The 23,167-nt window shown below is 70.3% G+C and carries 19 protein-coding genes; 13 read left to right on the forward strand and 6 right to left on the reverse strand.

Features of this window, described 5'->3' with window-relative positions; genetic code table 11:
- Window positions 1-44: 44 nt before the first annotated feature.
- Both ACIGXP_RS17940 and ACIGXP_RS17945 read right to left on the reverse strand, forming a co-directional pair.
- On the reverse strand, window positions 45-530 hold the full coding sequence (locus tag ACIGXP_RS17940) for a hypothetical protein (RefSeq protein ID WP_363218286.1): 486 nt from the start codon (window positions 528-530) through the stop codon (window positions 45-47).
- Window positions 531-607: 77 nt separating this feature from the next.
- Complete coding sequence (locus tag ACIGXP_RS17945) at window positions 608-1,996, reverse strand: (2,3-dihydroxybenzoyl)adenylate synthase (RefSeq protein WP_399769302.1); 1,389 nt, start codon at window positions 1,994-1,996, stop codon at window positions 608-610.
- Between the two features lie 561 nt (window positions 1,997-2,557).
- Here ACIGXP_RS17945 and ACIGXP_RS17950 point away from each other — a divergent pair.
- The 12 genes from ACIGXP_RS17950 (at window position 2,558) to ACIGXP_RS18005 (ending at window position 14,844) form a co-directional block, all read left to right on the forward strand.
- Window positions 2,558-3,625: a glucose-1-phosphate thymidylyltransferase gene (locus ACIGXP_RS17950; RefSeq protein ID WP_363218564.1), complete on the forward strand. Its 1,068-nt coding sequence runs from the start codon at window positions 2,558-2,560 to the stop codon at window positions 3,623-3,625.
- Window positions 3,622-4,656 (forward strand): dTDP-glucose 4,6-dehydratase, encoded by a 1,035-nt coding sequence (rfbB, locus tag ACIGXP_RS17955; RefSeq protein ID WP_399769305.1) that lies wholly within the window; start codon window positions 3,622-3,624, stop codon window positions 4,654-4,656. The genes ACIGXP_RS17950 and rfbB overlap by 4 nt, the downstream gene beginning before the upstream one ends.
- Window positions 4,657-4,694: 38 nt before the next feature.
- Window positions 4,695-5,588, forward strand: a complete 894-nt coding sequence (gene rfbD / locus ACIGXP_RS17960; RefSeq protein ID WP_363218562.1) for a dTDP-4-dehydrorhamnose reductase — start codon at window positions 4,695-4,697, stop codon at window positions 5,586-5,588.
- Entirely contained in the window at window positions 5,585-6,184 is a 600-nt protein-coding gene (locus ACIGXP_RS17965; protein ID WP_399769307.1) for an acyltransferase, read from the forward strand. The genes rfbD and ACIGXP_RS17965 overlap by 4 nt, the downstream gene beginning before the upstream one ends.
- 263 nt (window positions 6,185-6,447) lie before the next feature.
- Entirely contained in the window at window positions 6,448-7,620 is a 1,173-nt protein-coding gene (locus ACIGXP_RS17970; RefSeq protein ID WP_399769309.1) for a hypothetical protein, read from the forward strand.
- Window positions 7,617-8,387, forward strand: a complete 771-nt coding sequence (locus tag ACIGXP_RS17975; RefSeq protein WP_399769310.1) for a WecB/TagA/CpsF family glycosyltransferase — start codon at window positions 7,617-7,619, stop codon at window positions 8,385-8,387. Before ACIGXP_RS17970 ends, ACIGXP_RS17975 begins: the two co-directional genes overlap by 4 nt.
- Window positions 8,387-9,646, forward strand: a complete 1,260-nt coding sequence (locus ACIGXP_RS17980) for a nucleotide sugar dehydrogenase (protein ID WP_363218558.1) — start codon at window positions 8,387-8,389, stop codon at window positions 9,644-9,646. The genes ACIGXP_RS17975 and ACIGXP_RS17980 overlap by 1 nt, the downstream gene beginning before the upstream one ends.
- 3 nt (window positions 9,647-9,649) lie before the next feature.
- Window positions 9,650-10,765, forward strand: a complete 1,116-nt coding sequence (gene wecB / locus ACIGXP_RS17985) for a non-hydrolyzing UDP-N-acetylglucosamine 2-epimerase (protein ID WP_399769311.1) — start codon at window positions 9,650-9,652, stop codon at window positions 10,763-10,765.
- 51 nt (window positions 10,766-10,816) lie between these two features.
- Window positions 10,817-11,662 carry a chain length determinant protein gene (locus ACIGXP_RS17990; protein WP_363218556.1) on the forward strand — a complete coding sequence of 282 codons (846 nt, stop codon included), beginning with the start codon at window positions 10,817-10,819 and terminating at the stop codon, window positions 11,660-11,662.
- Window positions 11,625-13,112, forward strand: a complete 1,488-nt coding sequence (locus ACIGXP_RS17995; protein WP_399769313.1) for an oligosaccharide flippase family protein — start codon at window positions 11,625-11,627, stop codon at window positions 13,110-13,112. The genes ACIGXP_RS17990 and ACIGXP_RS17995 overlap by 38 nt, the downstream gene beginning before the upstream one ends.
- Complete coding sequence (locus ACIGXP_RS18000) at window positions 13,109-14,041, forward strand: hypothetical protein (RefSeq protein ID WP_399769314.1); 933 nt, start codon at window positions 13,109-13,111, stop codon at window positions 14,039-14,041. The genes ACIGXP_RS17995 and ACIGXP_RS18000 overlap by 4 nt, the downstream gene beginning before the upstream one ends.
- 11 nt (window positions 14,042-14,052) lie before the next feature.
- Window positions 14,053-14,844, forward strand: coding sequence for a glycosyltransferase family 2 protein (locus tag ACIGXP_RS18005; protein WP_399769316.1), 792 nt, complete (start codon window positions 14,053-14,055; stop codon window positions 14,842-14,844).
- Window positions 14,845-14,847: 3 nt separating this feature from the next.
- Here the strand turns inward: ACIGXP_RS18005 and ACIGXP_RS18010 are convergent, their stop codons facing one another.
- Both ACIGXP_RS18010 and ACIGXP_RS18015 read right to left on the reverse strand, forming a co-directional pair.
- Window positions 14,848-15,747, reverse strand: a complete 900-nt coding sequence (locus ACIGXP_RS18010; RefSeq protein ID WP_363218552.1) for a glycosyltransferase family 2 protein — start codon at window positions 15,745-15,747, stop codon at window positions 14,848-14,850.
- A complete protein-coding gene (locus tag ACIGXP_RS18015) occupies window positions 15,744-17,759 on the reverse strand; it encodes an O-antigen ligase family protein (RefSeq protein WP_399769318.1) in 2,016 nt (671 codons plus the stop codon). Before ACIGXP_RS18015 ends, ACIGXP_RS18010 begins: the two co-directional genes overlap by 4 nt.
- Before the next feature lie 71 nt (window positions 17,760-17,830).
- Here ACIGXP_RS18015 and ACIGXP_RS18020 point away from each other — a divergent pair, with 71 nt between their 5' ends.
- Window positions 17,831-18,487 (forward strand): hypothetical protein, encoded by a 657-nt coding sequence (locus tag ACIGXP_RS18020; RefSeq protein WP_399769320.1) that lies wholly within the window; start codon window positions 17,831-17,833, stop codon window positions 18,485-18,487.
- Between the two features lie 17 nt (window positions 18,488-18,504).
- Here the strand turns inward: ACIGXP_RS18020 and ACIGXP_RS18025 are convergent, their stop codons facing one another.
- Together ACIGXP_RS18025 and ACIGXP_RS18030 are read right to left on the reverse strand one after the other, a co-directional pair.
- Window positions 18,505-19,551: a glycosyltransferase gene (locus tag ACIGXP_RS18025; RefSeq protein WP_399769322.1), complete on the reverse strand. Its 1,047-nt coding sequence runs from the start codon at window positions 19,549-19,551 to the stop codon at window positions 18,505-18,507.
- Complete coding sequence (locus ACIGXP_RS18030; protein WP_399769324.1) at window positions 19,548-23,159, reverse strand: DUF4082 domain-containing protein; 3,612 nt, start codon at window positions 23,157-23,159, stop codon at window positions 19,548-19,550. Before ACIGXP_RS18030 ends, ACIGXP_RS18025 begins: the two co-directional genes overlap by 4 nt.
- Window positions 23,160-23,167 lie beyond the last annotated feature (8 nt).

Genomic DNA, 23,167 nt, shown 5'->3' on the forward strand with positions numbered 1-23,167 from the left:
GACGCCGCGCCCCGCGGTGCGCGACATCCGGCCGGCCATGACCGTCATGACGCGTTTCGGTACGACCGGCTGACGCCTCGGGCCGTTGAGGGTGCCGCCGGACGCGGCGTACTCGCCGCCTGATGCGGCGGTGCCGGGTAGGCGTCACTCGTCAGTCTCGCTCCCAGCCAGGTGAGGGAGGCGAGGACGAACAGCCCTTCCACGATCAGGGAAAGGGGGCCGTACGGCGGTTCCCAGCCGGATTCGTAGTAGCCGCCGGGCAGGCCAACGGTGCGCGAGAACAGAAAACCGAAGATCATACCGAGGCTGACCAGGGCTCCGGTCAGCCACGCGGCTGCCGGACGCCTCATGGTCACCAGTACCGCCGCCACGACGAGCATGACGGCGCTGCCCAGGGCGAACAGCAACCCGATGTAGAACTTCTCCTCCAGGTGATCAGGGACGAGGAGGCCGTGCAGCACCACATTGCCGACGGCGCAGCACGCTCCCAGTCCTCTCAGGGTGATGTCGGTGGCAGAGAGGGACTTCATGAAAGAGATACGCAAACGACGTCGGAAGGGATTGCGACGGACCTGTGCACGGCATGACGCCGGGCCGGCCCTGCCCGTCACAGGCTGGACGGTGCTTCGTGGCCGGTGCGCCGCAGGGCGTCCTTGAGGCGGCCGGTCACCACCAGGTTGCCGGCCGGGCTGCGCCGCGCGAGGAAACCGGTGCGGAAGTAGCCGTCGGGGGTGAAGGCGCGAGCGTTGTGGTCGGATGCCCGGTAATACCCTCGCAGGGTATACGGACCGCGGGCGAGGAGTTCGCCGGGCTCCCCGTCGGGCACGTCCCTGCCGTCGGTGTCGACGATCCGGATCTCGTCGTCGGGCGAGAGCGGCCGGCCCTGCGTGGTGAGTACGGTTTCGTCGGGATCGGCGGGCCGGGTGAGCGCGAGCGGCCCCTCGGCCGGGCCGAAGACCTGCTGCAGGCGACAGTCCAACGCGGGGCCCATCCGTGCGGCGGTCGCCCGGTGCAGGGGTGCGCCGCCGACCTGCACCAGACGCAGACTGCTCAAGTCGGCCCGGATCTTGGGGAGGTCGTCGAGCCATAGCCGGGCGACGGCGGGCACCACCGACGTGATGGTGACCCGCTCCCGTTCCACGGCCGGAAGGCATTCGGCGGGTTCCGGGCTCTCGACCAGGACGACGGTGCCGCCGGCGGAGAGGGTGCCGATGATCCCCGGGCAGCCGAAGGTGAGATTGAACTCGGCGGGCAGCGCGGCGAGGTAGACGTCGTTCTCGGTGAGCGACACCAGTTCGGCGGCGGCCCGCGCCTGGTACGCGTAGTCGTTGTGGGTGCGCGGAACGAGCTCGGGCGCCGCGGTGGTGTCGTCGGAGAGCAGGAGGAACGCCACCTGATCGGCGCCCTGCGCAAGCGCCGGCCCGGGCGGGGCGTCGATGGAGTCCAGCGGGAAGTAGTGGCAGCCCGACGGGTCGGTCCTGAGGCCGCCGTACGGGGACGCGGCTCCCGGCGCCTCACGGGTGAACACCCGCCGCAGGAAGGGCCCCCGGGCCGCGATGTCCGCGGCCATCGCCGTGTGGTCGAAGCCCTGGTACGTCGAAGGGCCGACGTAGCCGGCGGCCTCGGTGACCCGCACCAGGTGGGACACCTCGGACGCGCGGTGAGAGACCGGACAGCACACGGGGACCGCGCCGGCGCGCATCAGCGCGAACACGGTGACGACCCACTCGGGCACGTTCGGCAGCTGGACGACGACCCGTTGCCGGGGCCTCAGGCCGCGCAGCCGGAACCCTGCGGCCATTCGGTCCACGCGCCGGTTCAGGTGCGCGTACGTGATGCGGGTACCGCCGTGCACGAGCGCGGTCCGCGGTCCGTGCTGCAGGGCCCAGTCGCGCAGCAGGTTGTCCAGCGTATTGCCACGCCAGTGCCCGGCCGCCCAGTAGCGGTCGACGAACTCCTCGGGCCAGGGCGTACAGCCGTCGAGCATGGATGTCATCCGCTTTCTTCCGCGCCGCTGTCCTGACCCTGGCGATCCCATCTGCCGACGCCCCTGTGCACAAGGCGCTTTCCCCACCATGGATGTTCGATTCCCTCGGCGGAAAGTCCAATGAGCGCCGCCGGCCAGGACGTTCCTCCGGTATCCGGTCGACCCCCTGAATCCCGCGTGCCCAGTCGTCGAGGAGCCGCCAGGCGGTGAGGGCGAGCGTGGCCCGTATCAGGCCGGCGGGTTCGGTGAGTTCCACGCCCAGGACCTTGCCGATCTGCTGGAGACGGCGGGCGAGGCTGCTGTGGTGCAGGTGAAACCGGCGCCGATGTCCACGCCGATCACTGGGAGATCCACACCGAGGCGGACGAACTCGTCTGTCCGTCACCATCCCCCGGGGCAGCCGCCTCGAACGGCGGACCACAGCCTCACAGGCCTTGATCGCGGCTTCGGGCCACCGTCGGTTTTCCGCCGGTGGCCCTGAGGTGCCGTTCAGGGCTCACTCACCGAAGGCTGCCCTGCACTGTGCGGAATCCCTCCGTCGGCGAGTCCGGCGAAAGTAGGGTGATACGCATGAAGGCACTTTTGTTGTCTGGTGGCTCAGGTACCCGATTGCGCCCCATAACTTATACATCGGCGAAGCAACTTGTACCGGTCGCGAACAAACCGGTGCTGTTCTACGGTCTGGAGGCGATCGCCGAGGCCGGCATCACCCAGGTCGGGATCATCGTCGGGGACACCGCAGAGGAGATCCGGGAGGCGGTCGGCGACGGTTCCGCGTTCGGTGTCGACGTCACCTACATCCGGCAGGAGGCACCGCTCGGGCTGGCCCACGCGGTGCTGATCGCCCATGAGTTCCTGGGCGAGGACGATTTCGTGATGTACCTCGGCGACAACTTCGTCGTCGGTGGCATCAAGGATCTGGTGGACTCCTTCCGCACCGAGCGGCCGGAGGCACAGATCCTGCTGACGAAGGTGCCGAACCCGCACGCGTTCGGCGTGGCCGAGCTGGACACGGCGGGCCGGGTGATCGGCCTGGAGGAGAAGCCCGCACATCCCAAGAGCGAGCTGGCGCTGGTGGGCGTGTATCTGTTCTCCCCGGCGATCCATGAGGCCGTGCGCGCGATCCAGCCGTCCTGGCGCGGCGAGTTGGAGATCACGCACGCCATCCAGTGGCTGATCGACGCCAGGCGTGACGTGCGGTCCACCACGATCTCCGGGTACTGGAAGGACACCGGGAACGTCACCGACATGCTCGAGGTCAACCGCTCGGTGCTGGAGACCCTGGAGCGCAGGATCGACGGCACGGTCGACGCCGGCAGCGAGATCATCGGCCGGGTGCGCGTCGAGACCGGGGCCAAGGTGACCGGCAGCCGGATCGTGGGCCCGGCGGTCGTCGGCGCGAACACCGTGATCACCGACTCGTACGTCGGCCCCTTCACCTCGATATCCGACGACTGCCGGATCGAGGACAGCGAGATCGAGTACTCGATCGTGCTGCGCGACTCCTCGCTGAGCGGCGTCCGGCGGGTGGAGGCCTCCCTCATCGGCCGCAATGTCGAGGTCACTCCCGCGACCCGCAAGCCTGCCGCTCACCGTTTCGTCCTCGGTGACCACAGCAAAGTGCAGATCTCGTCATGACGGCCTCTTCCTCGCCCGACGGCCCGACCCGGATTCTGGTGACCGGCGGTGCCGGTTTCATCGGCTCGCACTACGTCCGCACGCTCCTCGGTCCGGCCGGCCCGGGTGATGTGACGGTCACGGTGCTGGACAAGCTCACCTACGCGGGTAATCCGGCCAACCTCGACGAGGTGCGCGGCCACCCGGGATTCGCCTTCGTCCAGGGCGACATCTGCGACGGCGCGCTGGTCGACGAGTTGCTCGCCGCTCACGACCAGGTGGTCCACTTCGCCGCCGAGTCGCATGTGGACCGCTCGATCCTGGGCGCCGCCGAGTTCGTCCGGACCAACGTGGTGGGCACCCAGACGCTGCTGGAGGCGGCGCTGCGCCACGAAAGACACACCGGACGCCGAAGACCGAGGACCTTCGTGCACATCTCCACCGACGAGGTGTACGGCTCCATCGACTCCGGCTCCTGGCCGGAGACGGACCCGTTGCGCCCCAACTCCCCGTACGCCGCCTCCAAGGCGTCGGCCGACCTGATCGCCCTCGCCCACCACCGTACCCACGGCCTCGACGTGCGGGTGACCCGCTGCTCCAACAACTACGGGCACCACCACTTCCCCGAGAAGGTCATCCCGCTGTTCGTCACGAACCTGCTGGACGGCGGGAAGGTCCCGCTGTACGGCGACGGCGGCAACGTCCGCGACTGGCTGCACATCGACGACCACGTCCAGGGCATCGAGCTGGTGCGCACGAAGGGGCGCGCCGGTGAGGTCTACAACATCGGCGGCGGTACCGAGTTGTCCAACAAGGAGCTGACCGCTCTGCTGCTGGAGGCCTGCGGCGCGGACTGGCACACGAGTGTCGAGTACGTCCCCGACCGCAAGGGACACGACCGCCGCTACTCGGTGGACTGCAGCAAGGCACGTGCGGAGCTGGGTTACGAGCCCCGTAAGGACTTCGCCATCGGCCTTGCCGAAACGGTCACTTGGTACCGCGAGAACCGCTCCTGGTGGGAGCCGCTGAAGGAACGCGCGGCGCTCCGATAGATCTGCCCCGGCCACCTTCGGACGACAAACAGGGGACCATGACCACCACTTGGCTGATCACCGGCGCCGCCGGCATGCTCGGGCGGGATCTTCTGGCACGGCTCCACCGGGACGGCGAGGACGCCGTCGGCCTGGCCCGTGGCCATCTCGACATCACGGACGCGGATGCGGTGCACGGCACCGTCGACGCGCAGCGGCCCCGGATCGTGGTCAACTGCGCCGCCTGGACGGCCGTCGACGACGCCGAGGCGCGCGAGGCGGACGCCCTGCGGGTCAACGGTGACGGGCCCCGGCACCTCGCCGAGGCGTGCGCGAAGATCGGGGCGAGGCTGATCCAGGTCTCGACGGACTATGTCTTCGCGGGCGACGGCACCAGTCCGTACGCCGAGAACGCCCCGACGGCACCGCGCAGCGCGTACGGACGCACCAAGCTGGCGGGGGAACAGGCGGTGCTGACGGAACTCCCGGACGCGGGGTACGTCGTGCGGACGGCCTGGCTGTACGGGGCGGGGGGCGGGAATTTCATCGACACGATGATCGGGCTGGAGTCGGTGAGGGAGACCGTCGACGTGGTCGACGACCAGCACGGACAGCCCACCTGGACGGTGGACCTCGCGGACCGGATGGTGCGGCTGGGGCGGGCCGCCCTCGCCGGCAGCGCGCCCGCCGGGATCTACCACGGCACCAGCGGTGGGGAGACGACCTGGTTCGGCCTGGCCCGGGAGATCTTCCGGCTGCTCGGCGCGGACCACGGACGGGTGCGGCCGACCACCAGCACCGCCTTCGTGCGGCCCGCCCCCCGCCCCGCGTACAGCGTTCTGGGGCACGACCTCTGGCGCCAGGCAGGAATGGAACCGATCCGTCCCTGGCGGGAGGCGCTGCAGGCGGCGTTTCCTGCTCTGCTCGACGAGAAGAAAGGTTCAACCCGGTGAACTTCAGGATCCAGCCGACCGCCCAGGTCGACGAGACGGCCACGATCGGTGACGGGACGACGGTCTGGGACCTGGCCCAGATACGGGAGGACGCCCGGCTGGGCAGCGGGTGCATCGTGGGCCGGGGAGCGTACGTCGGTCCGGGAGTGCGGATCGGCGCCCATGTGAAGCTCCAGAACTACGCGTTGGTCTACGAACCCGCGGTGCTCGGAGACGGGGTGTTCGTCGGCCCGGCGGCGGTGCTCACCAATGACCACTTCCCCCGGTCGGTGGACCCGCGGGGCCGGCTGAAGCGCGGCGGCGACTGGGAGGCCGTGGCAGTGGTGGTGGGCGAGGGGGCGTCGCTGGGGGCGCGTTCAGTGTGTGTGGCGCCGGTACGGGTCGGTCGTTGGGCGCTGGTCGCGGCGGGTGCCGTGGTGACCCGGGACGTGCCGGACTTCGCGCTCGTGGCGGGCGTACCGGCACGCCGGATCGGCTGGGTCGGCCGGGCCGGTGTCCGGCTGGTGGAGCGGGAGGGCGAGCCGGGCGGATGGCAGTGCCCCGAGACGGGCGCGCTGTACGACGAGAAGGACGGCGGACTCGTCGAGCGCGCGTGACTGCCGATTCTGCCAAAACACCGACCCTCGAACACATGCAGGCATAACATGTGTGCGAACTGTGCAGACCGGGCACAGTGAGCACACACGCCAGTGCCCAGGGGGGTTACCGGGTGGGGACACCTGTGTCCGAAACGAGGAGCGACGACCGCTCCGACGCCTGACGTCTGGCGCGCCTTTCTTCCGCCGTGCGGCCGTTCGCGCCACGGCGCTCACAAGTCTGCGCACAAGGGGACCCACAGGGGGGTTGGTGTGTCCGAACGATGACCATCACACGTCTGGCGGCGCTCGGTCGTGAGGAGCCGAAGCTGCTCGCCCTCGCCCAACGACTGCTCGCAGTCGCCGAGTCGGGCCTTCCGTCGATGCTGCTCCCCGGGGGAGAGGCCTTCGCCTTCACCCTGGCCGGGCGGCAGGCACCCGACGGATCCTGGACCCTGGAACGGCGCGGCACCAGCACCCGGTACGCGGCCATCACCGCCCTGGGGGTCCGGTTCCTGCCCGAGGACCGCCAGCGCGCGGTGCTCGGCGGGCGTACCGCACAGGAGTTCACAGGCCTGCTGGTGGAATCGCTGCCCGCGGTGGCCAACCTCGGCGACGCGGCGCTGATCGCCTGGGCCGCCGCCGAGACCGGGCACCCCAAACTGTCGGACGCCGTCGCTCGGGTCGAGGCCCTGGACGAAGACGGCCGGCCGCAGTACACCGTCGAGGCGGCGTGGGTGCTGTCCGCCCTCGCGGCGGCTCGTGGCACGGTCGATGTGGAGAGACGTTTCTCCGCAGCCCGTGACCGTCTGCTGCGGGCCCGGATCGGGGACAGCCCGCTGTTCCCGCACGCCACCGGGCCCGGCCTGCTGCCCTGGTACCGGGCGCACGTGGGCTGCTTCGCCGACCAGACCTATCCGCTTCAGGCCCTGGCCCGCGCACACGCCAGCGGTGACGGAGACGGTGATCCGCAGGCGCTGGCCGCGGCCGAGGCCTGCGCGGCGCGGATCTGCGCCCTGCAGGGCGACGGCGGGCAGTGGTGGTGGCACTACGACGCCCGCACCGGTGGTGTCGTGGAGGGCTACCCGGTCTACAGCGTCCATCAGCACGCCATGGCGCCGACCGCCCTGTTCGATCTCGCCGACGCCGGCGGCACCGACTTCGGCGCGTCGGTCCGGACGGGCCTCGCCTGGATGACGGACGTGCCCGAACTGGCCGAACACCCGGAGCGGAAGGAGCCGTTGATCCTCGACGGGCTCGGCGCCACCTGGCGCAAGGTCTACCGGGGTGATCCGAAGAAGGCCGTACGCGCCGCCCGGGGACTCGGCACCCGGATCGCTCCCAGCCTCCGGCTGAAACCCCTGGACCGGGTGTACCGCCCCCTGTCCGTGGACCGCGAATGCCGGCCGTACGAATTCGGCTGGATGCTCTACGCCTGGCAGGGAGGCCGGATATGACCGCGCGTCAGTCCCTGTTCGGGGTCGAGCTGGACCCGCTGACCATGGACGAGACCGTACAGCGCTGCCTGGAGGCGGTGCGGGACGGCAGACAGCTGGAGATCGGCGTGGTCAACGCCGCGAAGCTGGTGAACATGCGGCGCGACCCGCGGCTCGCCCAGGCCGTGGCCGGCTGCGATCTGGTCCTCGCCGACGGGCAGGCCGTGGTCTGGGCCGGCCGGGTACTGCGTGCGCCGTTACCGGAACGGGTGGCCGGTATCGATCTGTTCCTGCGGCTGCTGGCCGAGGCGGAATCGGCAGGAGTGTCCGTGTACTTCCTCGGCGCCAAGCAGGAGGTACTGGAGCGGATGCTGCGCCGGGTGGCCAACCGCTTCCCCCGGCTGAAGGTGGCCGGCAGCCGCAACGGCTACTTCGACGACTCCGAGCAGGAAGCCATAGCCGGCGCCATCGCCCGCAGCGGCGCCCGAATGCTGTTCCTCGGCATGACCTCGCCGAAGAAGGAGATCTTCACCGCCGCCTACGGCGCACGCACCGGCGCCCGCGTCGTCCACGGAGTCGGCGGCTCCTTCGACATCCTGGCCGGTGTCACCAGACGGGCCCCCGCATCGTGGCAGCGGTGGGGACTCGAGTGGCTCTACCGCGCGCTGCAGGAGCCGCGCCGCCTGGGCCGGCGCTATCTCACCACCAATGCTGCCTTCGTCCTCATGACGGCGCGCGAGTTCATCCGGCTCACCCCGCCGCCCGCTTCCGCGAACAGGAGTCACTGATGCGCGTCGTCGTGGTCGGACAGGGATATGTCGGCCTGCCACTGGCCATCCGCGCCGCCGAGGTCGGACACGAGGTGATCGGCTACGACGTCGACTCGCGGCGGATCAAGAGCCTCGCCGCCGGTGAGTCCTTCGTCGAGGACGTCTCCTCCGAGCGGATCCGCGCGGCACTGGACAACGGTGCCTACCGTCCGAGCGAATCGGCCCGCGACTGCGGCGGTTTCGACGTCGCGGTCGTCACCGTCCCCACCCCGTTGCACGAGGGCACTCCCGACCTGCGTTACATCAAGGAGTCGGCGGTCACCCTCGCCCGCTACCTGCGCCCCGGAGCCACCGTCGTCCTGGAGTCGACCACCTATCCCGGCACCACCCAGGAGCTGTTCGCCCCGATCCTGGAGGAGGGCTCGGGCCTCACCGCCGGTGCGGACTTCCACCTCGGTTACAGCCCGGAGCGGATCGACCCGGGAAACGCCGTCTGGGGCTTCCAGCAGACCCCGAAAGTCGTGTCCGGGGTCAACGAACCGTCCCTCAAAGCCGTTCAGGACTTCTACGCCCAACTCGTCGACACCACCGTCCCGGTGAGCTCGCCCAAGGAGGCCGAGCTCGCCAAACTGCTGGAGAACACCTTCCGCCATGTGAACATCGCCCTGGTCAACGAGATCGCGATGTTCGCCCACCACCTGGACATCGACGTCTGGCAGGCCATCGACGCCGCCGCCACCAAGCCCTTCGGGTTCATGAGGTTCACACCCGGACCCGGTGTCGGCGGCCACTGCCTGCCCATCGACCCCTCGTACCTGTCCTGGCGGGTGCAGCGCGAACTCGGGCAGAGCTTCCGCTTCGTGGAACTGGCCAACGACATCAACAACCACATGCCCGAGTACGTGGCGCGCCGTATCAGCGACCTGTTCAACGAAAGACGTCGTTCCGTGAACGGCTCGCGCATCCTGCTGCTCGGTCTGGCGTACAAGAAGAACACCGGCGACGCCCGCGAGTCGCCCGCCCTGCGCATCTCCCACCTGTTGCTCGACATGGGGGCCCAGGTCAGGGCGGCCGACCCGCACGTCGTCGAGAGTCTGCCGATGGACAGCCGGCTGGTGCGGGTCGAGCCGGTGCCTCAGGAGCTGGCGGCGGCCGATGTGGTGGTCCTGCTCACCGACCACGACAGCTTCGACTACGAACTCGTCGCGGAACACGCCCCCTTCGTCCTCGACTGCCGCCGGCGGCTGCCGGCCGGACCCACGATCGAGGTGCTCTGAGCCATGCCGCGCATCGTCTGTGTCGCCGGGGCACGCCCCAACTACATGAAGATCAAACCGGTGATGGACGCCCTGGAACGCCGGGGCGCCGAGGTGGTCCTCGTGCACACCGGTCAGCACTACGACCCGGCCATGAACGACGTGTTCTTCGCCGACCTCGGCATCCGGCCGCCCGACCGCTTCCTGGGGGTCGGCTCCGGCACCCACGCCGAGCAGACCGGACGCGTGATGACCGCGTTCGAGCCCCTTCTCGGCGAGGTGTGCCCGGACATCGTCGTGGTGGTCGGCGACATCAACTCCACTCTGGCCTGCGCCCTGGTCACCGCCAAGGCCGGGCCGCTGCTGGCGCACGTCGAGGCCGGCCTGCGCAGCCGCGACTGGAGCATGCCGGAGGAGGTCAACCGCGTCGCCACCGACCGCGTCAGCGACTACCTGCTGGCCCCCTCACCCGACGCCGTCGAGAACCTGCGGGCGGAGGGCTACCGGCACGACCAGATCCACCTGGTCGGCAACGTCATGATCGACACCCTGCTGGCCAACCTGGAACGGGCCAGGGCCTCGGGCATTCTCCGCCGGTACGGCCTGAGCAGAGGGGAGTTCGGCCTGGTCACGCTGCACCGCCCTGCCAACGTGGACGATCCCGAGGTCCTCGCCGGGCTGCTGAAGGCCCTCGGTGAGATCGCCGGCCGCTGTCCGCTGCTGCTGCCCGTGCACCCGCGCGCGGCCGGACGGCTGGCCGACATCGGCGTCCCCGCAGGCATCCGGCTCGTGCCCCCCGCCGGATACCTGGACTTCATCGCCCTGCAGGACTCCGCCCGCCTCGTGCTGACCGATTCCGGCGGCATTCAGGAGGAGACCACCGCGCTGGGCGTGCCGTGCGTGACCCTGCGGGAGAACACCGAGCGGCCGATCACCGTCGAGCAGGGCACCAATGTGCTGGCCGGCCGCGACCCGGCGCGCATCGTCTCCACCGTGCACAGGGTGCTGGACGATCCGCCCGCACCGCGCCGGCCCGAACTGTGGGACGGGCGCGCGAGCGACCGCATCGCCGACGTGCTGATGGAGGGAGGCACCGCGAGCACACGGCCGAGGCCGACCGACCGAACCTTCCCCAAATGATCCGCTTGCCGCATATGCTCGTCGAACGTCGGGTCGCGAGGGGGGACCGCCATGGATCTCGCTGAGATCTTCCGGGTCATGCGCAGGCGCTGGCGCGTCCTGCTGCCCGGACTGCTGCTGACCGCCGGACTGACGGTCGCCGTGTACCTGCTGGTTCCGGTGACCTACCAGTCGCAGAGCACGGTGGTCCTCCTGAACTCCCAGAAGGCCACGGTGGCCTACGACGGCAACCCCTTCCTCAGCACGCAGACCTCGCTCACCGGCATGGCCGACGGCCTGGCCCGCAATCTCAATTCCGACGACTCCGTGCGGGAGCTCAAGTCCCGTGGCGCCACGGGGACGTTCGAGGCCAAGCTCGCCGACAACGCCCAGGGGCCACTCATGTGGCTCACGGTCACCGGCACCGACAAGACCGACGTGCTGGCCTCGGACCGCATCCTGACCGCGTATGCCGGACAACGGCTGGAGCAGTTCCAGAAACAGCAGTCGGTGGCCCCGAAGGCCATGATCCGTATGACGACCGTCGTGGCCCCCCAGAACCCGGTGGCGCAGACCAAGACCCGGCTCGAATACCTGGTCATGGCCGGGTTCCTGGGACTGGTGCTGAGCCTGGTCGCCGTCTTCTACGTGGAGGCCCGCCGCCGGCCGCGCGCGCCGGCGCAGCCGGACGAGCCTGCGCGACCGGTCACCGCCCCCACGTCCGCGACCGGAGAACCGGCGACGGACGAGACGGTGGCCCTCCGGCCGCCGCCCACCTGGTCGCGGTCCGCCGAGACCAGGGCCGCCGCGGAGCCGAGGGCCGGACGGCCCGCCATGGCCGTGGCACCCGCCGCCGAGCCGCTCGACGAGGAGTCGACTCATGGACAGCGTTCGCACACCGGACAGCGGGACCGCTGAGCCGAGCGACACCCCCGCTCCCGCTTCCCTCGGCCGCAAGGTCCGCTCCGCGGCCCGCTGGAGCCTGATCAACACCGTCGTCATGCGCCTCGGCAACTTCGCCACCGGCATCCTGCTGGCGCGCTTCGCCCTCGGGCCCGCTCAGTGGGGCGTCTACGGCATCGCCCAGACCGTGCTCCTGGTCCTGCTCTCCGCCAACGAACTCGGCGTCAGCCTGGCCATCGTCCGCTGGGACGGCGATCCCCGCCGCTTCGCGCCGACGGTACTGACGCTGGCCACCGCGTCCAGCGGCCTGCTGTACGCCGCCCTGTTCTTCTCGGCACCGACGGTGGCAGGGCTGCTCGACTCGCCCGGAGCCGCGGGCGTACTGCGGGTGATGTGCCTGTGCCTGGTGATCGACGGGGTGGCCCAGGTGCCCGCCGGCTTTCTGACCCGGGAGTTCGCCCAGGGCAGGCGGATGGTCATCGATGCGCTCAACTTCCTCATCAGCACCTCCGTGACCCTGGTGCTGGCCTTCGCGGGCTGGGGCGCGATGAGCTTCGCCTGGGGCGCGGTCGCGGGCAACATCGCCGCCCTCGCCGGCTGCGCCCTGGCCGCCCCCGGCACCCTGCGGTTCGGCTGGGATCCCGAACAGGCCCGCGCGCTGCTGAGGTTCGGGCTGCCGCTGGCCGGCGCGAGCCTCCTCGCCCTCGCCGTCGTCAATGTGGACACCCTGGTCGTCGGCTCCACCCTCGGTCAGGTCTCCCTCGGCTTCTACGTCCTGGCGTTCAACATGTCCGGCTGGCCGGTGCGCATCATCTCCGAGGCGGCCCGGCGTGTCTCCTTCGCCGGCTTCTCGCGCCTCGCCGGCTCCCCGCAGGCCCTCGTTCGAGGCTTCAGCCGCGCCCTGGGCGTGCTGGTCACCGGCACCGTCCCGCTGTGCGTGCTGCTCGGCAGCCTCGCCGCGCCGGTCGTGCACCTCGTGTACGGCGGCACGTGGGTGCCCGCCGCCGATGCGCTGCCCTGGCTGATGGCCCTCGGCCTGATCCGCATCGGCTGCGAACTCGCCTACGACTGCCTCGTCGCCACCGAGCAACGGCGCGCCCTCCTGCTCGTCCAGGGCCTGTGGGTCGTGGCCCTCGTCCCCGTCCTCCTCGTCGGCGCGCGCCTCGGCGGCATCGTCGGCGTCTCCCAGGGCCATGTCCTGGTCGCCGCCTGTCTCGTCGTACCCGCCTTCCTCTACGCCCTGGGCCGGGCCGGGATCGGCCTCGCCCACATCGCCGCAGCCTGCGCCTGGCCCTTGCTCGGGGGGACCGTGATGACCCTGCTGATCCTCGCCGGGAAGCGGTTCCTCGGCGACGGCACCCCCGCCCTCCTCCTCATCGGTACAGCGGCCCTGGCCTGTTACGCGGTGTGTGTCCTGCCCGGCCGCCGCCTGCTCCTCGGTTCCCGGGCACCGGAGACCGTATGACCAGGATCCGCGGCCTGGCCGCCCTTGTGACGCTCGCGCTGGCGACCGCCTGCGCCGGCGGAGCGGGCCACACCGCCGAAGACGGAACCAACGGCACCGCTCACGCCACCAGCGGGAGCCCCCGGTCAGCCGGCTTCCCCGATGCCCGCAGCACCGGCCCCCGCGTCCCCCTCACGCCGCACTCCACCGGGAACATGACCGTCAGGACGGACGGGACCGTCATCAGAGGGTGGGACATCACCGGCTCACTCGACATCTACGCGGACAACGTGACGATCGTCGACACCAGGATCACCTCCACGAACTGGTGGGGGGTCAACCTGCGCCCCGGTCACAGCGGACTGAAGGTCCTCCACACCACCATCACCGCCGTCCCCGGCAAGGGTCCCGACAACGGCGGGGTGGACTACGCCGTGTCGAACATGGGCGGCAGTTCCATCGAGGTCGGCTGGAGCGACATCTCCGTCTTCGGCAACGCCCTGTCCATGGGCCAGGGCTATATCCACGACTCCTACGTCCACGACCTCGTCCCCTTCCGCAACGCCGGTGGCGAGTGGCAGCACACCGACGCGGTGATCAGCGGCGGCAGCAACAAGGGCCGGCTGATCATCCGTCACAACACCCTGCTCAATCCCGTCGCCGTCGACCGGGGAGCCTCCGCCAGCCTGGGTCTGTTCGCCGACTCCGGGCCCGTCTCCGATACGGTCATCGACCACAACCTGCTGGCCGGTGGCGCGTACTGCCTCTACGGGGGTGGCGACGGCGCCACCGGGATCGAGGTCACGGACAACGTCTTCTCCACCCGCTACCACCGCAACTGCGGTGTCTACGGAGCCGTCACCGCCTGGAACGCCGGCGGTACCGGCAACGTCTGGCGCGGCAACCGGTTCTCCCACGGCACCCCGATCACCCCCGAGCCGGCCGGCTGAGGAAGAGGATCATGCGACGCATCGCCCGCGCCCCCTGGGAGCTCCTCAAGCGCGCCTTCGGCTGGCTCGTCCTGTTCGAGCTGCGCAACAAGGTCCTCCTCTTTCCCTCCGCGGTGCGGCTGCGCCGCTTCGAAACCGCCGAGGCTCGCAGGCTCGGGGCTGCCGCCGCGCCACTGCCCTGCGCCCTGGTCGCCACGGTCATCGCCACCCACCGCCGACCCGACGAGCTGCGGGCGGCCGTCCGTTCGGCCCTGGCGCAGACCGTCCGCGACCAGGTCGTGGTGGTCGTCGACGACGGTGCCGGGCTCCCCGAACTGCCGGACGATCCGCGCCTGTTCGCGGTCTCGCTGGCACGCAACACGGGCGTTGCCGGCGTCGTGCGCAATGTGGGCATCCGCCTCAGCCGCTCCCGGTACGTGGCTTTCCTCGACGACGACAACCTGTGGGAGCCCGACCATCTGGAACAGGCGCTGGCGGTTCTGGAGTCCCCCCACGGGCCCGACGGCGTCTACACGGCGCTGCGCCGCGTCCTGCCGGACGGGACCGAGCGGGACATCCTGTCCGTGCCGTTCGACCGCCGCAGGGCGGCCCGGGAGTCCTTCCTGGACACCAACGCGTTCGTCGCGCGGCGGGACGGTTCGCTGCACTTCAGCCGGCTGCGGCGGACGCCGGAGGTGCTTCCGCGGGAGGACTGGGAGCTCGTCCACCGGTACAGCCGCGGTCACAGTGTGCGGCACGTGCCGCGGGCGACCGTGCGGTATCTGGTGAACCCGGGGAGTTTCTACACGTCGTGGGCCGACTGAGCGTCACGGTGCCGGTGTGGCCCGCAGCGCGCCCGGCTTGAGCAGGGCGGCTGCCGCCGCGCGGCTGGCCCTCCTGCCGAGAGCCGCTCGCGACGCCTCGCGCAGGAACACGGCTCCTCGGAAGCATGCCGTTGCGACGGCCCCGTGGCGCCGCCCGTAGAGGCGCACGCGATTGAGCGTCAGCAGAGTCCAGAGCCGGGGCGAGACCTGGGAGTCGCCGCCGAGATGGACGGCCTCGGCTGTCGGTTCCAGCTGCGTGGCGTATCCACGGTCCCGGGCGCGCAGGCAGTACTCGGTCTCCTCCGAGTAGAGGAAGAAGGACTCGTCCCAGGGACCGCAGGCGGCCAGGCAGTCCGCGGCGACGGCCATGAGCGCGCCGGTCGCCCAGTCCGCGCGCGTGGGCCGTCGGTAGGCGGCGGGGTCGGTGACGAGTTCGCTCCAGTGCGGGAAGCGCCCGGCCCGGCGGTTTCCGATGACGGCCTCGCCGAGGGCCCGGGACACGCTCGACTCCCGGCGCAGTGAGTAATGGGGCGAGTCCCGGCCGTCTTCGTACAGGAGGGGCACGGCGATCCCCACGCCGTCGCCGAGACTGTCCACGAGACGTCGGGCGCAGCCCCGCCGCATCCGGATGTCGGGGTTGCAGATGAGTACGGCCCTGTACGCACCGGCGGCGCCCAGCGCAGCGTTGATGCCTGCGGCGTACCCGGCGTTGCGGCCGGTCTGGACGACGGTCGCGTCGGGGGCCAGCGCACGGAGCACCTCGACGGTGTCGTCGGCGGAGTCGTTGTCGGCGACGACGAGCCGCCAGTCGAGACCGGCCATGCCGTCCCCGAGTGCGGCGAGGAACCCGGGGAGCACCGGGGCGCTGTTCCAGGTGACGACGATGACGGCGACAGGGCTCAACGGGACTCCATGAGGTGGGGAAGCCGGTCTTCGGAGGCGGCGCGCGGGGCCGGGACGGCGGCGGTTGCCGCCTCGCGCCGGACGAAGCCCAGACAGCTGCACCCCGCCCCCAGCATCAGGAAGAACATCCCGGCGAACATCGGGAAGCTCAGTGAGTCGAAGGTGGCGCTGATGACCAGGGCGACCACCGACGAGGCGAAGAACGCCTGCCCCAGTTCGCGGTCGGACTCGGTGCGGGCCAGCCGCCGGAGGGCGCCGCCGTGGTGGATTCCGGTGACGAACAGGACGAGCAGGGCGACGAGCCCGAGCACGCCCGTCTCGGCCAGGGTCAGCATGTACTGGTTGTCGGTGAAGAAGTACAGGTCCGGGGTGAAGGTGCCGAAGCCCCGCCCGAACAGCGGATGCTCCTGCAGATAGGGCACGATCGCGCTGTACTTGACCGTCCGGGCCTGGGTGCTGCTGTCGGAGTTGGACAGGAACGACGCGAACAGGCCCGTGATCGTGCCGATCAGCCCGGGGACGAGCACCTTGAAGACGGCCACGGAGGCCGTCATCACACCGATCGCGGCCCACCGTCGGGCCGGCTTCCAGCGCGGCACCATCACCAGGGCGACCAGCAGCAGGCCGATGATCGAGGTCCGCGACACGGTCAGCGGCAGCGCACCGGCCATGAGCACCACCGGTGCCCAGCGGCGCAGCACATGGCGGTGACGGCGTACCGGATCGAAGGCCTGCTGGACGGCGAAGGGCAGGAGGATCGCCAGCATGCCGGCGAACTCCAGCGGCTGGGCCGTGGTGGCCCGGGGCCGGGTGAAGGCGCCGCGGTCCATGACGCTCACCTGCGCCACGCTGGTCTGGAGCCCGGGGATGTGGAGGGAGTCGGCGATGTTGGTGGCCGCGAAGAAGTCGTAGAAGCCGATCGCGGCGACGACGGACCCCATGACCACCACCCGGCGCAGCAGCACGTCCAGCCGTGCGCGGTCCTGCACCCCCGCCGAGGTCAGGACGACCAGCGACACCCACACCAGGAACCCGATGAGCCCGCGGTCGGCCCCGAGGACCTCCTCGTGGGAGCTCTCGCGCATCGCGTCGGCGACATACGCCGCGAGGACGGCCAGCCCGAGCACGCACATCGCGACCCGTGCGAGCCTGGTGCCCGGTGCGGGAAGGACACGGCCGCCGAGCCAGGTCGCCAGGTACCAGAGCAGTCCGAGCAGGGCGAAGACGTTGGCCGGCGTGCCGACGCCGCCGAGCGCGGGCAGGGCCAGGTTCGACGGGATGAAGAAGGCGAGCGCCAAGTAGACGGTGAGGATCGCGGTGGCGTCCACCCGTCGGCTCAGCGGTCCTGCTCGTACCCGCTTGGGGGTGCGGGTCTCCTGCTGTCGTGCGGTGCCCTGCCGCCGGCGGCGGACCACCGCGACGCCCTCCATCAGGATCGACAGCAAAAACGCGCTGACGACGCCCAGGATGACGACAGCAGCGACGTCCTGGTAGCGGCTCTTCGACTTGGCCACCGGGGTCTGCGGCAGCACGACGGGGGCGGTCTGCACGAGATACGCGGGCGGGACCTTGGCGGCGGCCTGCAGGGCATCGAGTTGCTCGCCGGCGAAGGTGGTCAGGGTGCTGGTCTCCTTGAGCACCTTCGCCCGGTCGGTCCCGGTAACACTGAGCACGAGCAGTGGGCTGTCGCTCTGCGGCGCGAAGCCGGCGGTGTACGGGTCCGTGACGCCCCTGCTGTGCAACTCCTTGGCGGCGTCGTTCGATTCAAGGGTCCTGATCAGCACGTCGGCCGTGACGATGAGCGAACCGCCAGCGTTCGAGATGGGGTTGCCGAAGGTGGGGGCCAGCCGAGCGACGGCCGAGGAGTCCAGCAGGGCGACCGAGCTCTGCGACTGGTAGGAGACGGGGACGGTCACATACAGATACGCGCCGCCGAGCAGGCTGAGCAGGGTGAAGGGCACCATGAAATACCAACGTCTGCGCAGAATGGCCCATATCTCATCGAGATTCATGAACCATCCCCCCATTCGATGGCGTCCCACCGCGTGCCCTGCCAGTATCGGGGGCGACGGAAGGAACTCACATGTCGCCCGGGAACGTCGCCGATGCGCTGCTCCGACGCTGGTACGTCGTGGTGGTCGCGCTGCTGCTGACGGCCGCCGGGGCGTATCACGTGGTGCGTCCCGCTCCCCAGTACGTCGGGTCCGCGGTGGTCGTCCTCAAACCGCCGGTGACGCGGAACCAGCCCAATCAGCTCACCAATCTGCAGCCCCCGCTCGCCCTGGTGTCCTATGCGGTCGTCCAGCAGCTGCGATCCCCCGACGGTGCAAAGGAGTTGCGGGCCGTGGGCGTTCGGGGGAGCTACCATCTCGTCCCACGCAACAGCGGCACCAGCGCGACGCCCCGTTACCTGATCCCCTCGCTGCAGATGCAGTCGCAGGCGTCCGGCGCCGGCGCCGCCGTGGCGGCGGTCCGTCGCATGATCGATGTCTACACCCGGCATGTCGACCAGTTGCAGTCGGCCCAGGGGGTGCCGGCCGGGTCGCGGATCACCGCCTCCGTCCTGACCTCGCCGAGCGCGGCACAGGTGCAGGGTGACAAGAGCCGGGGCCTGGCGGGCATGGCTCTGCTCGGCGCGGCCGGCGGGGTTCTCGGCGCGTTGTGGCTCGACCGGTTCCTGCTGAGGCGCCGTCACGTCTCTCCCCGCCGTCACGCCGGCCCTGTTCCGGCGACCCACTGAGGCTTGCCGACGCACCATCAGATACCGCGGCGCTTCCACGACTCCCACCACAGCCACTCCCGGCCGCGCTCGGCCACGGCCGACCACACCAGCGGCTGCAGATAGGGCATGACCTGCGCACCGATCCGCCTGCGCAACCGCAGCGCACGGTATTCCGGCAGCGCCGTGTATCCCGGCAGGCACTGCGCGGCGAACTCCACGCACGCGTCGACCGGGACGACATCCGTGCGCCCCCGGTCGTAGGCCCGGTACGCCCGGCGCAGCGCGAAGCGGGCGAGCCGGGTGTGGACCTCGTCGGCCAGGCAGTCGGCGTGGGGCAGCCGGTCGGCGCATTTGGCGAGCACCGAGTCGAAGGCCACCAGGCGCTGGCGCAGGTCGTCGAGCTGACCGCCGAAGTCGGTGGTGGACATGTTCTTGCCGTGGACGCGGTAGAAGGCCTGGTCGGCACCGCGGATGTAGCCGACGTCGGCGTGTGCGGCGAGCCGCATCCACATCTCGATGTCACCGGCGTGCGGCAGGGCCGGGTCGTAGCCGCCGACCGTGCGCTGGAGGCTGGTGCGGACGACGACTTCCGGCGAAGTGATGCAGCCGGTGCCCTCGCGGAAGCGCCGCTCCAGCCACCACCGCCCGGGATAGACGACCGAGCCGGTGCTGTGCGTGCGGGCCGCCGGCAGCGGGCCGCCGTGCTGGAAACGCAGCGGGCGCCCATAGGCGAACCCCGCTTCGGGATGGGCGTCCAGCAGCGCGGCGGCCCGCACCAAGGCCCCTGGGACCAGCCGGTCGTCGGCCGACAGGAGGGCGACGTAGTCGCCGTCGGCCCATTCCAGCAGGCCCTCGTTGTAGGTGGCGATGTGGCCCTTGTTGGTCGCGTGGACGCGGACTTCGATCCGGGGGTCGGAGGCGGCCAGCTTGTGCGCGGTCTCCGCCGAGTCGTCGGGCGAGGCGTCGTCGATGACGAGTACCCGGACGTCGACGCCGTCCTGCTCGTCCAGGACGCTGCGCACGCAGTCGGCCAGGAAGTGGCCGTACTTGTAGCAGGGGATCACGACACTGACGGTGCTCATCGATCAAGGGAGCCAATCTTCTTGCGGACGGTCTTGCCGGTCAGGGTCCAGCTGCGGGACTTCACCGGGTGCTGGTGCCGGTCCCGGGCGGTGACGGTGACCGTGAACCGTGTGCCGTCCGGCAACGGGGCGGACAGGTGGACGGACACCCTGTGGGTGGCCCGGTCATAGGAGGTGACGGCGGTGACGTGGAGCTTCCTGGCCGCCTCGGAACCCCTCAGGACGGTCACGGTCGCCTTGACGGACGACACGCCGGCCGAGGCGGGCAGGGTCGTGACGAGGGCGTCCTGCGCGTCGGCGGTGTGCGTCACCGAGGACGCGGTCACCTCCGAGGCCTTGGCCGTCGACAGGGACGCACTCGGGTTGTCGGCGGTGAAGACCGGGCCGACCCAGTAGTTCGCGGAGCCGTAGGAACCGTTGGGGAAGGCCGGGTCGGTGCCGTACCGGTAGAGCCCGTTGTGGTGCGCGGTGGTGTCGGCGGTGGCGGTCAGCGGATAGGACTGGTGGGCTGCCGCGAAGTAGCCGCCGTCCACCGCGTAGTTGCCGTGCGGCGCGTGGTAGGAGACGACGTACGGGGTGCCCGCGGTCACGGCCACCGGAGCGGCGAACGTCATCTGCTGCCAGCCCGAGGCCGTCTCGCCGGTGAAGGTGCCGGTGGCGAGCAGCGTGCCGTCGTCGGTCCACAGGCTGCCGGTGTGCGTGCCGGTGTTGCCGGTGCCCTTGTAGAACGTGACGCCGGTGATCCAGCCGTCCGCCGAGGAGGTGAACCGGGTGCCCAGCTCCACGGAGTTGGTGTCACTGGTCATGTCGGCGTTGGCCGGCACGGTGGACGAACCCCACAGCGTGCAGGGACAGGTGACCGCGGGCGGGGTGGAACTGGTGGTGAAGGACCAGGTCACCGGGTCGGCCATGGCGTTGCCCCACAGGTCGGAGGCCTGGACGGACGCGGTGTAGGTGGTGTGGAGTTCCAGCTGCGTCGACGGTGTGAGGGTCGCCTTGTCGGACGCGGGGAGCGTGGTGGTTCCCGGCACGGTGGTGCCGTCCGGGCCTTTCAGGGTGAACGCCAGGGCGTCGGTGTCGACGGCCGAGCTGAAGACGGCCGACACCGGTGCGGTGATCGACACACCGGTCGCCCCGGACGTCGGGGAGGTGGAGGTGACGGTGGGCGGGGTCGTGCTGGCCGTCGAGGTGTCCAGCACGACATCGACCCAGTAGTTGCTGCCGGAGGACGGCGAGGACGGGAACGCGCTGGTCGAGCCGTAGTGGTAGACGCCGTTGCCGCCGTCCGTGCCGGACTTCAGTGCCGTGAGCGGGGCCAGGCCGGCGTCGCTGCCGGAGAAGTAGCCGCCGTCGTAGGAGTACCCGCCGTTGGGAGCGAAGTAGGAGGCGACGTAGGTGGTGTTGGCCTTGACGCTGACCGGGGTGGCGAAGTTCAGCTGCTGCCAGCCGGAGGCCGTCTCCTTGGTGAAGGTGCCGGTGGCCAGGCGGGTGCCGGAGGCGCTCCACAGGCTCCCGGTGTGGGTGCCCGTGTTGGCCGGTGACTTGTAGAAGCGGACACCGGTGAGGGAACCGGCCGTCGTGGTGCGGAACTTGACGCCGAGCTCCACCGAGCTGCCGTCGCCCGCGTTGACGGTGCCGGGAACGGCCGAGGCCGGCCAGACGGTGCAGGGGCAGGCCTGCGGGCCGACGGTCAGCGGGACGGTGGTGACCGCGCCGATGTTGACGCTGTCGTCGACCGCGCGGACTGCGACGGACGCCGGGCCCGGGGTCGTCGGGGTCCAGCTGTAGCTCCAGGACGCCAGGCCGTTCGCGGCCTTCCAGGTGGTTCCGCCGTCCGTGGACACCTCCACGCGGGCCACCACGCCTCCGCCGGAGTCGGTGGCGGTGCCGGTGATGGTGACCGGCTTCAGCGCCGGGACGGTGATCCCGGAGGCCGGGCTCTTCACGGTGACGGCCGGACCCGTGGTATCGGTGGAGGCCGTCGCGGTGACGAGGTTGCTCTGCAGGGTCAGTGGCTTGACCCCCATGTCGGCCAGGACGTTCACGGTCGCCTGCTGCATCCGGGCATCCTCGGTGACCACCGTGTCCTCGGGGTTGTAGGTGGGGATGTCGGTCAGGCCCCACGACCACTGCACGGTCCCCGCCCCGAACACCAGGGCGCCCGAGTCCCGGTCGCGGAACTCGACGAGGTTGTGCGTCGCCGTGCCGTTGCCGTACACGTTGCCCCAGTCCGTGCGGAGCTTGCCGTCGTTGATGTCCACGGTCGTGGACGACAGGTCGATCTCCCCCGCGGGCCTGGTGCCGTTGTCGACGTCGCTGTCCCACTCGTAACCGAGGGTGCCCGTCGGGAAGGTGGCGGTCTGCCCGGCGGTGAGGTTGGCGATGGAGGTGTTGCGCCACAGCCGGTTCCTGCCGTACGAGCCGGGGACGGTGATCGCGTCGCTGCGGTAGCCGTTCACCTGGAACATGGAGCCGGTGAGGATGTTCGGCGGCTGGTAGGTCTGGCCGTAGTCGCTGCCGGCCGGGTCCATCCAGGTGCCGGTCCAGATGCCGCTGGGGTCGGCGATGCCGTTGTTCTGGGACATCTTGGTCATCTTGTAGCAGACCAGGGTCCGGTTCGCCGTGCCGGCGCCGTCGATGCTCGGGGCGAGCCGCGTCTTCCAGAAGACCTCGTTGCCGCTGAAGAAGGCCTCGCGGACGCCTGCCTTGCGGGCCGCCAGGACGTTGGAGTACTGGCTCTGCGTCCAGTACTCGTCATGACCGGAGGACATGTACACCTTGTGCTTCTTCAGCAGGGTGGCGCCGTTGGCCGACACGTCCACGCCGGACAGGTAGCTGACGTCGTAGCCGTTGCGTTCCAGCCAGGACAGCATCATGTACTCGGAGCCGTAGATGCCGTTGTCACCGCCGATGTCCAGCGGCCGGTTGTAGCTGACCTCGTAGGCGCGGCCGTCCGGAGCGGGCCCGGTGCCGCCGTACAGATCCTGGCCGCCGTAGTCGTTGTAGGCCTGCCAGGTCTGATCGCTGGTCTGTACGACGATGTCGGAGGTGCTGGAGTCGTTGCGGACGACGAACGGGTATGGCATCAGGCCGTCGCCGTCCGTCTGCGTCAGGTTCGCGATGTACAGGCCGGACACGGCACCGCTGGGCACCGTCCAGGTCGCGGTCACGGGCCAGTTGCCGCAGTCGACCAGGCCGGTGCTGCTCTTCGTGGTGCAACCGGCGGGCTTGGTGATGTAGTTGGCCGGATAGGTCACGGCCGCCTGGGCCGCGGTGGACATCTCGCGCGCGCCGTCGCCGCCGTACCAGCCCAGCCGGTAGATCTCGATGTGGTAGGGGACCTTCGACTGGACCTTGAACTGGACGGTGTCCCCGGCCTGGACGCTCTCCTTGGTGGAGAACCCCTGGATGTCACCGTAGGCGTTGGGCGAGAACCAGTCGGATTTCGGGCTGCCCGGCTTGGAGTTCTCGCACACGACGGGGTTCGAGCCGGCTCCGCACGGATCGGATGCCGCCTGGGCCGGTACAGCCTGGGGGAGCACCGCCCATATCAATGCCGCCACGACGGCGAGGCGGACGCCCCGGATCCGTCTGCTCCATCTGTTCATGAGTACCT

Origin of the sequence: Streptomyces sp. NPDC053069, assembly GCF_044546895.1 — a bacterium.
Taxonomy (GTDB): Bacteria; Actinomycetota; Actinomycetes; order Streptomycetales; family Streptomycetaceae; genus Streptomyces.

Excerpts from the sequence above, each read along its gene's own strand:
- ACIGXP_RS18015 (WP_399769318.1), bottom strand. The coding sequence starts at position 17,759 with ATGAATCTCGATGAGATATGGGCCATTCTGCGCAGACGTTGGTATTTC.
- ACIGXP_RS17995 (WP_399769313.1), top strand. The coding sequence starts at position 11,625 with ATGGACAGCGTTCGCACACCGGACAGCGGGACCGCTGAGCCGAGCGAC.
- wecB (WP_399769311.1), top strand. The coding sequence starts at position 9,650 with ATGCCGCGCATCGTCTGTGTCGCCGGGGCACGCCCCAACTACATGAAG.
- ACIGXP_RS18025 (WP_399769322.1), bottom strand. The coding sequence starts at position 19,551 with ATGAGCACCGTCAGTGTCGTGATCCCCTGCTACAAGTACGGCCACTTC.
- ACIGXP_RS17980 (WP_363218558.1), top strand. The coding sequence starts at position 8,387 with ATGCGCGTCGTCGTGGTCGGACAGGGATATGTCGGCCTGCCACTGGCC.
- ACIGXP_RS18030 (WP_399769324.1), bottom strand. The coding sequence starts at position 23,159 with ATGAACAGATGGAGCAGACGGATCCGGGGCGTCCGCCTCGCCGTCGTG.
- ACIGXP_RS17945 (WP_399769302.1), bottom strand. The coding sequence starts at position 1,996 with ATGACATCCATGCTCGACGGCTGTACGCCCTGGCCCGAGGAGTTCGTC.
- ACIGXP_RS17990 (WP_363218556.1), top strand. The coding sequence starts at position 10,817 with ATGGATCTCGCTGAGATCTTCCGGGTCATGCGCAGGCGCTGGCGCGTC.
- ACIGXP_RS17975 (WP_399769310.1), top strand. The coding sequence starts at position 7,617 with ATGACCGCGCGTCAGTCCCTGTTCGGGGTCGAGCTGGACCCGCTGACC.
- ACIGXP_RS17940 (WP_363218286.1), bottom strand. The coding sequence starts at position 530 with ATGAAGTCCCTCTCTGCCACCGACATCACCCTGAGAGGACTGGGAGCG.
- ACIGXP_RS17970 (WP_399769309.1), top strand. The coding sequence starts at position 6,448 with ATGACCATCACACGTCTGGCGGCGCTCGGTCGTGAGGAGCCGAAGCTG.
- ACIGXP_RS17950 (WP_363218564.1), top strand. The coding sequence starts at position 2,558 with ATGAAGGCACTTTTGTTGTCTGGTGGCTCAGGTACCCGATTGCGCCCC.
- ACIGXP_RS18005 (WP_399769316.1), top strand. The coding sequence starts at position 14,053 with ATGCGACGCATCGCCCGCGCCCCCTGGGAGCTCCTCAAGCGCGCCTTC.
- ACIGXP_RS18000 (WP_399769314.1), top strand. The coding sequence starts at position 13,109 with ATGACCAGGATCCGCGGCCTGGCCGCCCTTGTGACGCTCGCGCTGGCG.
- ACIGXP_RS18020 (WP_399769320.1), top strand. The coding sequence starts at position 17,831 with ATGTCGCCCGGGAACGTCGCCGATGCGCTGCTCCGACGCTGGTACGTC.
- rfbD (WP_363218562.1), top strand. The coding sequence starts at position 4,695 with ATGACCACCACTTGGCTGATCACCGGCGCCGCCGGCATGCTCGGGCGG.
- rfbB (WP_399769305.1), top strand. The coding sequence starts at position 3,622 with ATGACGGCCTCTTCCTCGCCCGACGGCCCGACCCGGATTCTGGTGACC.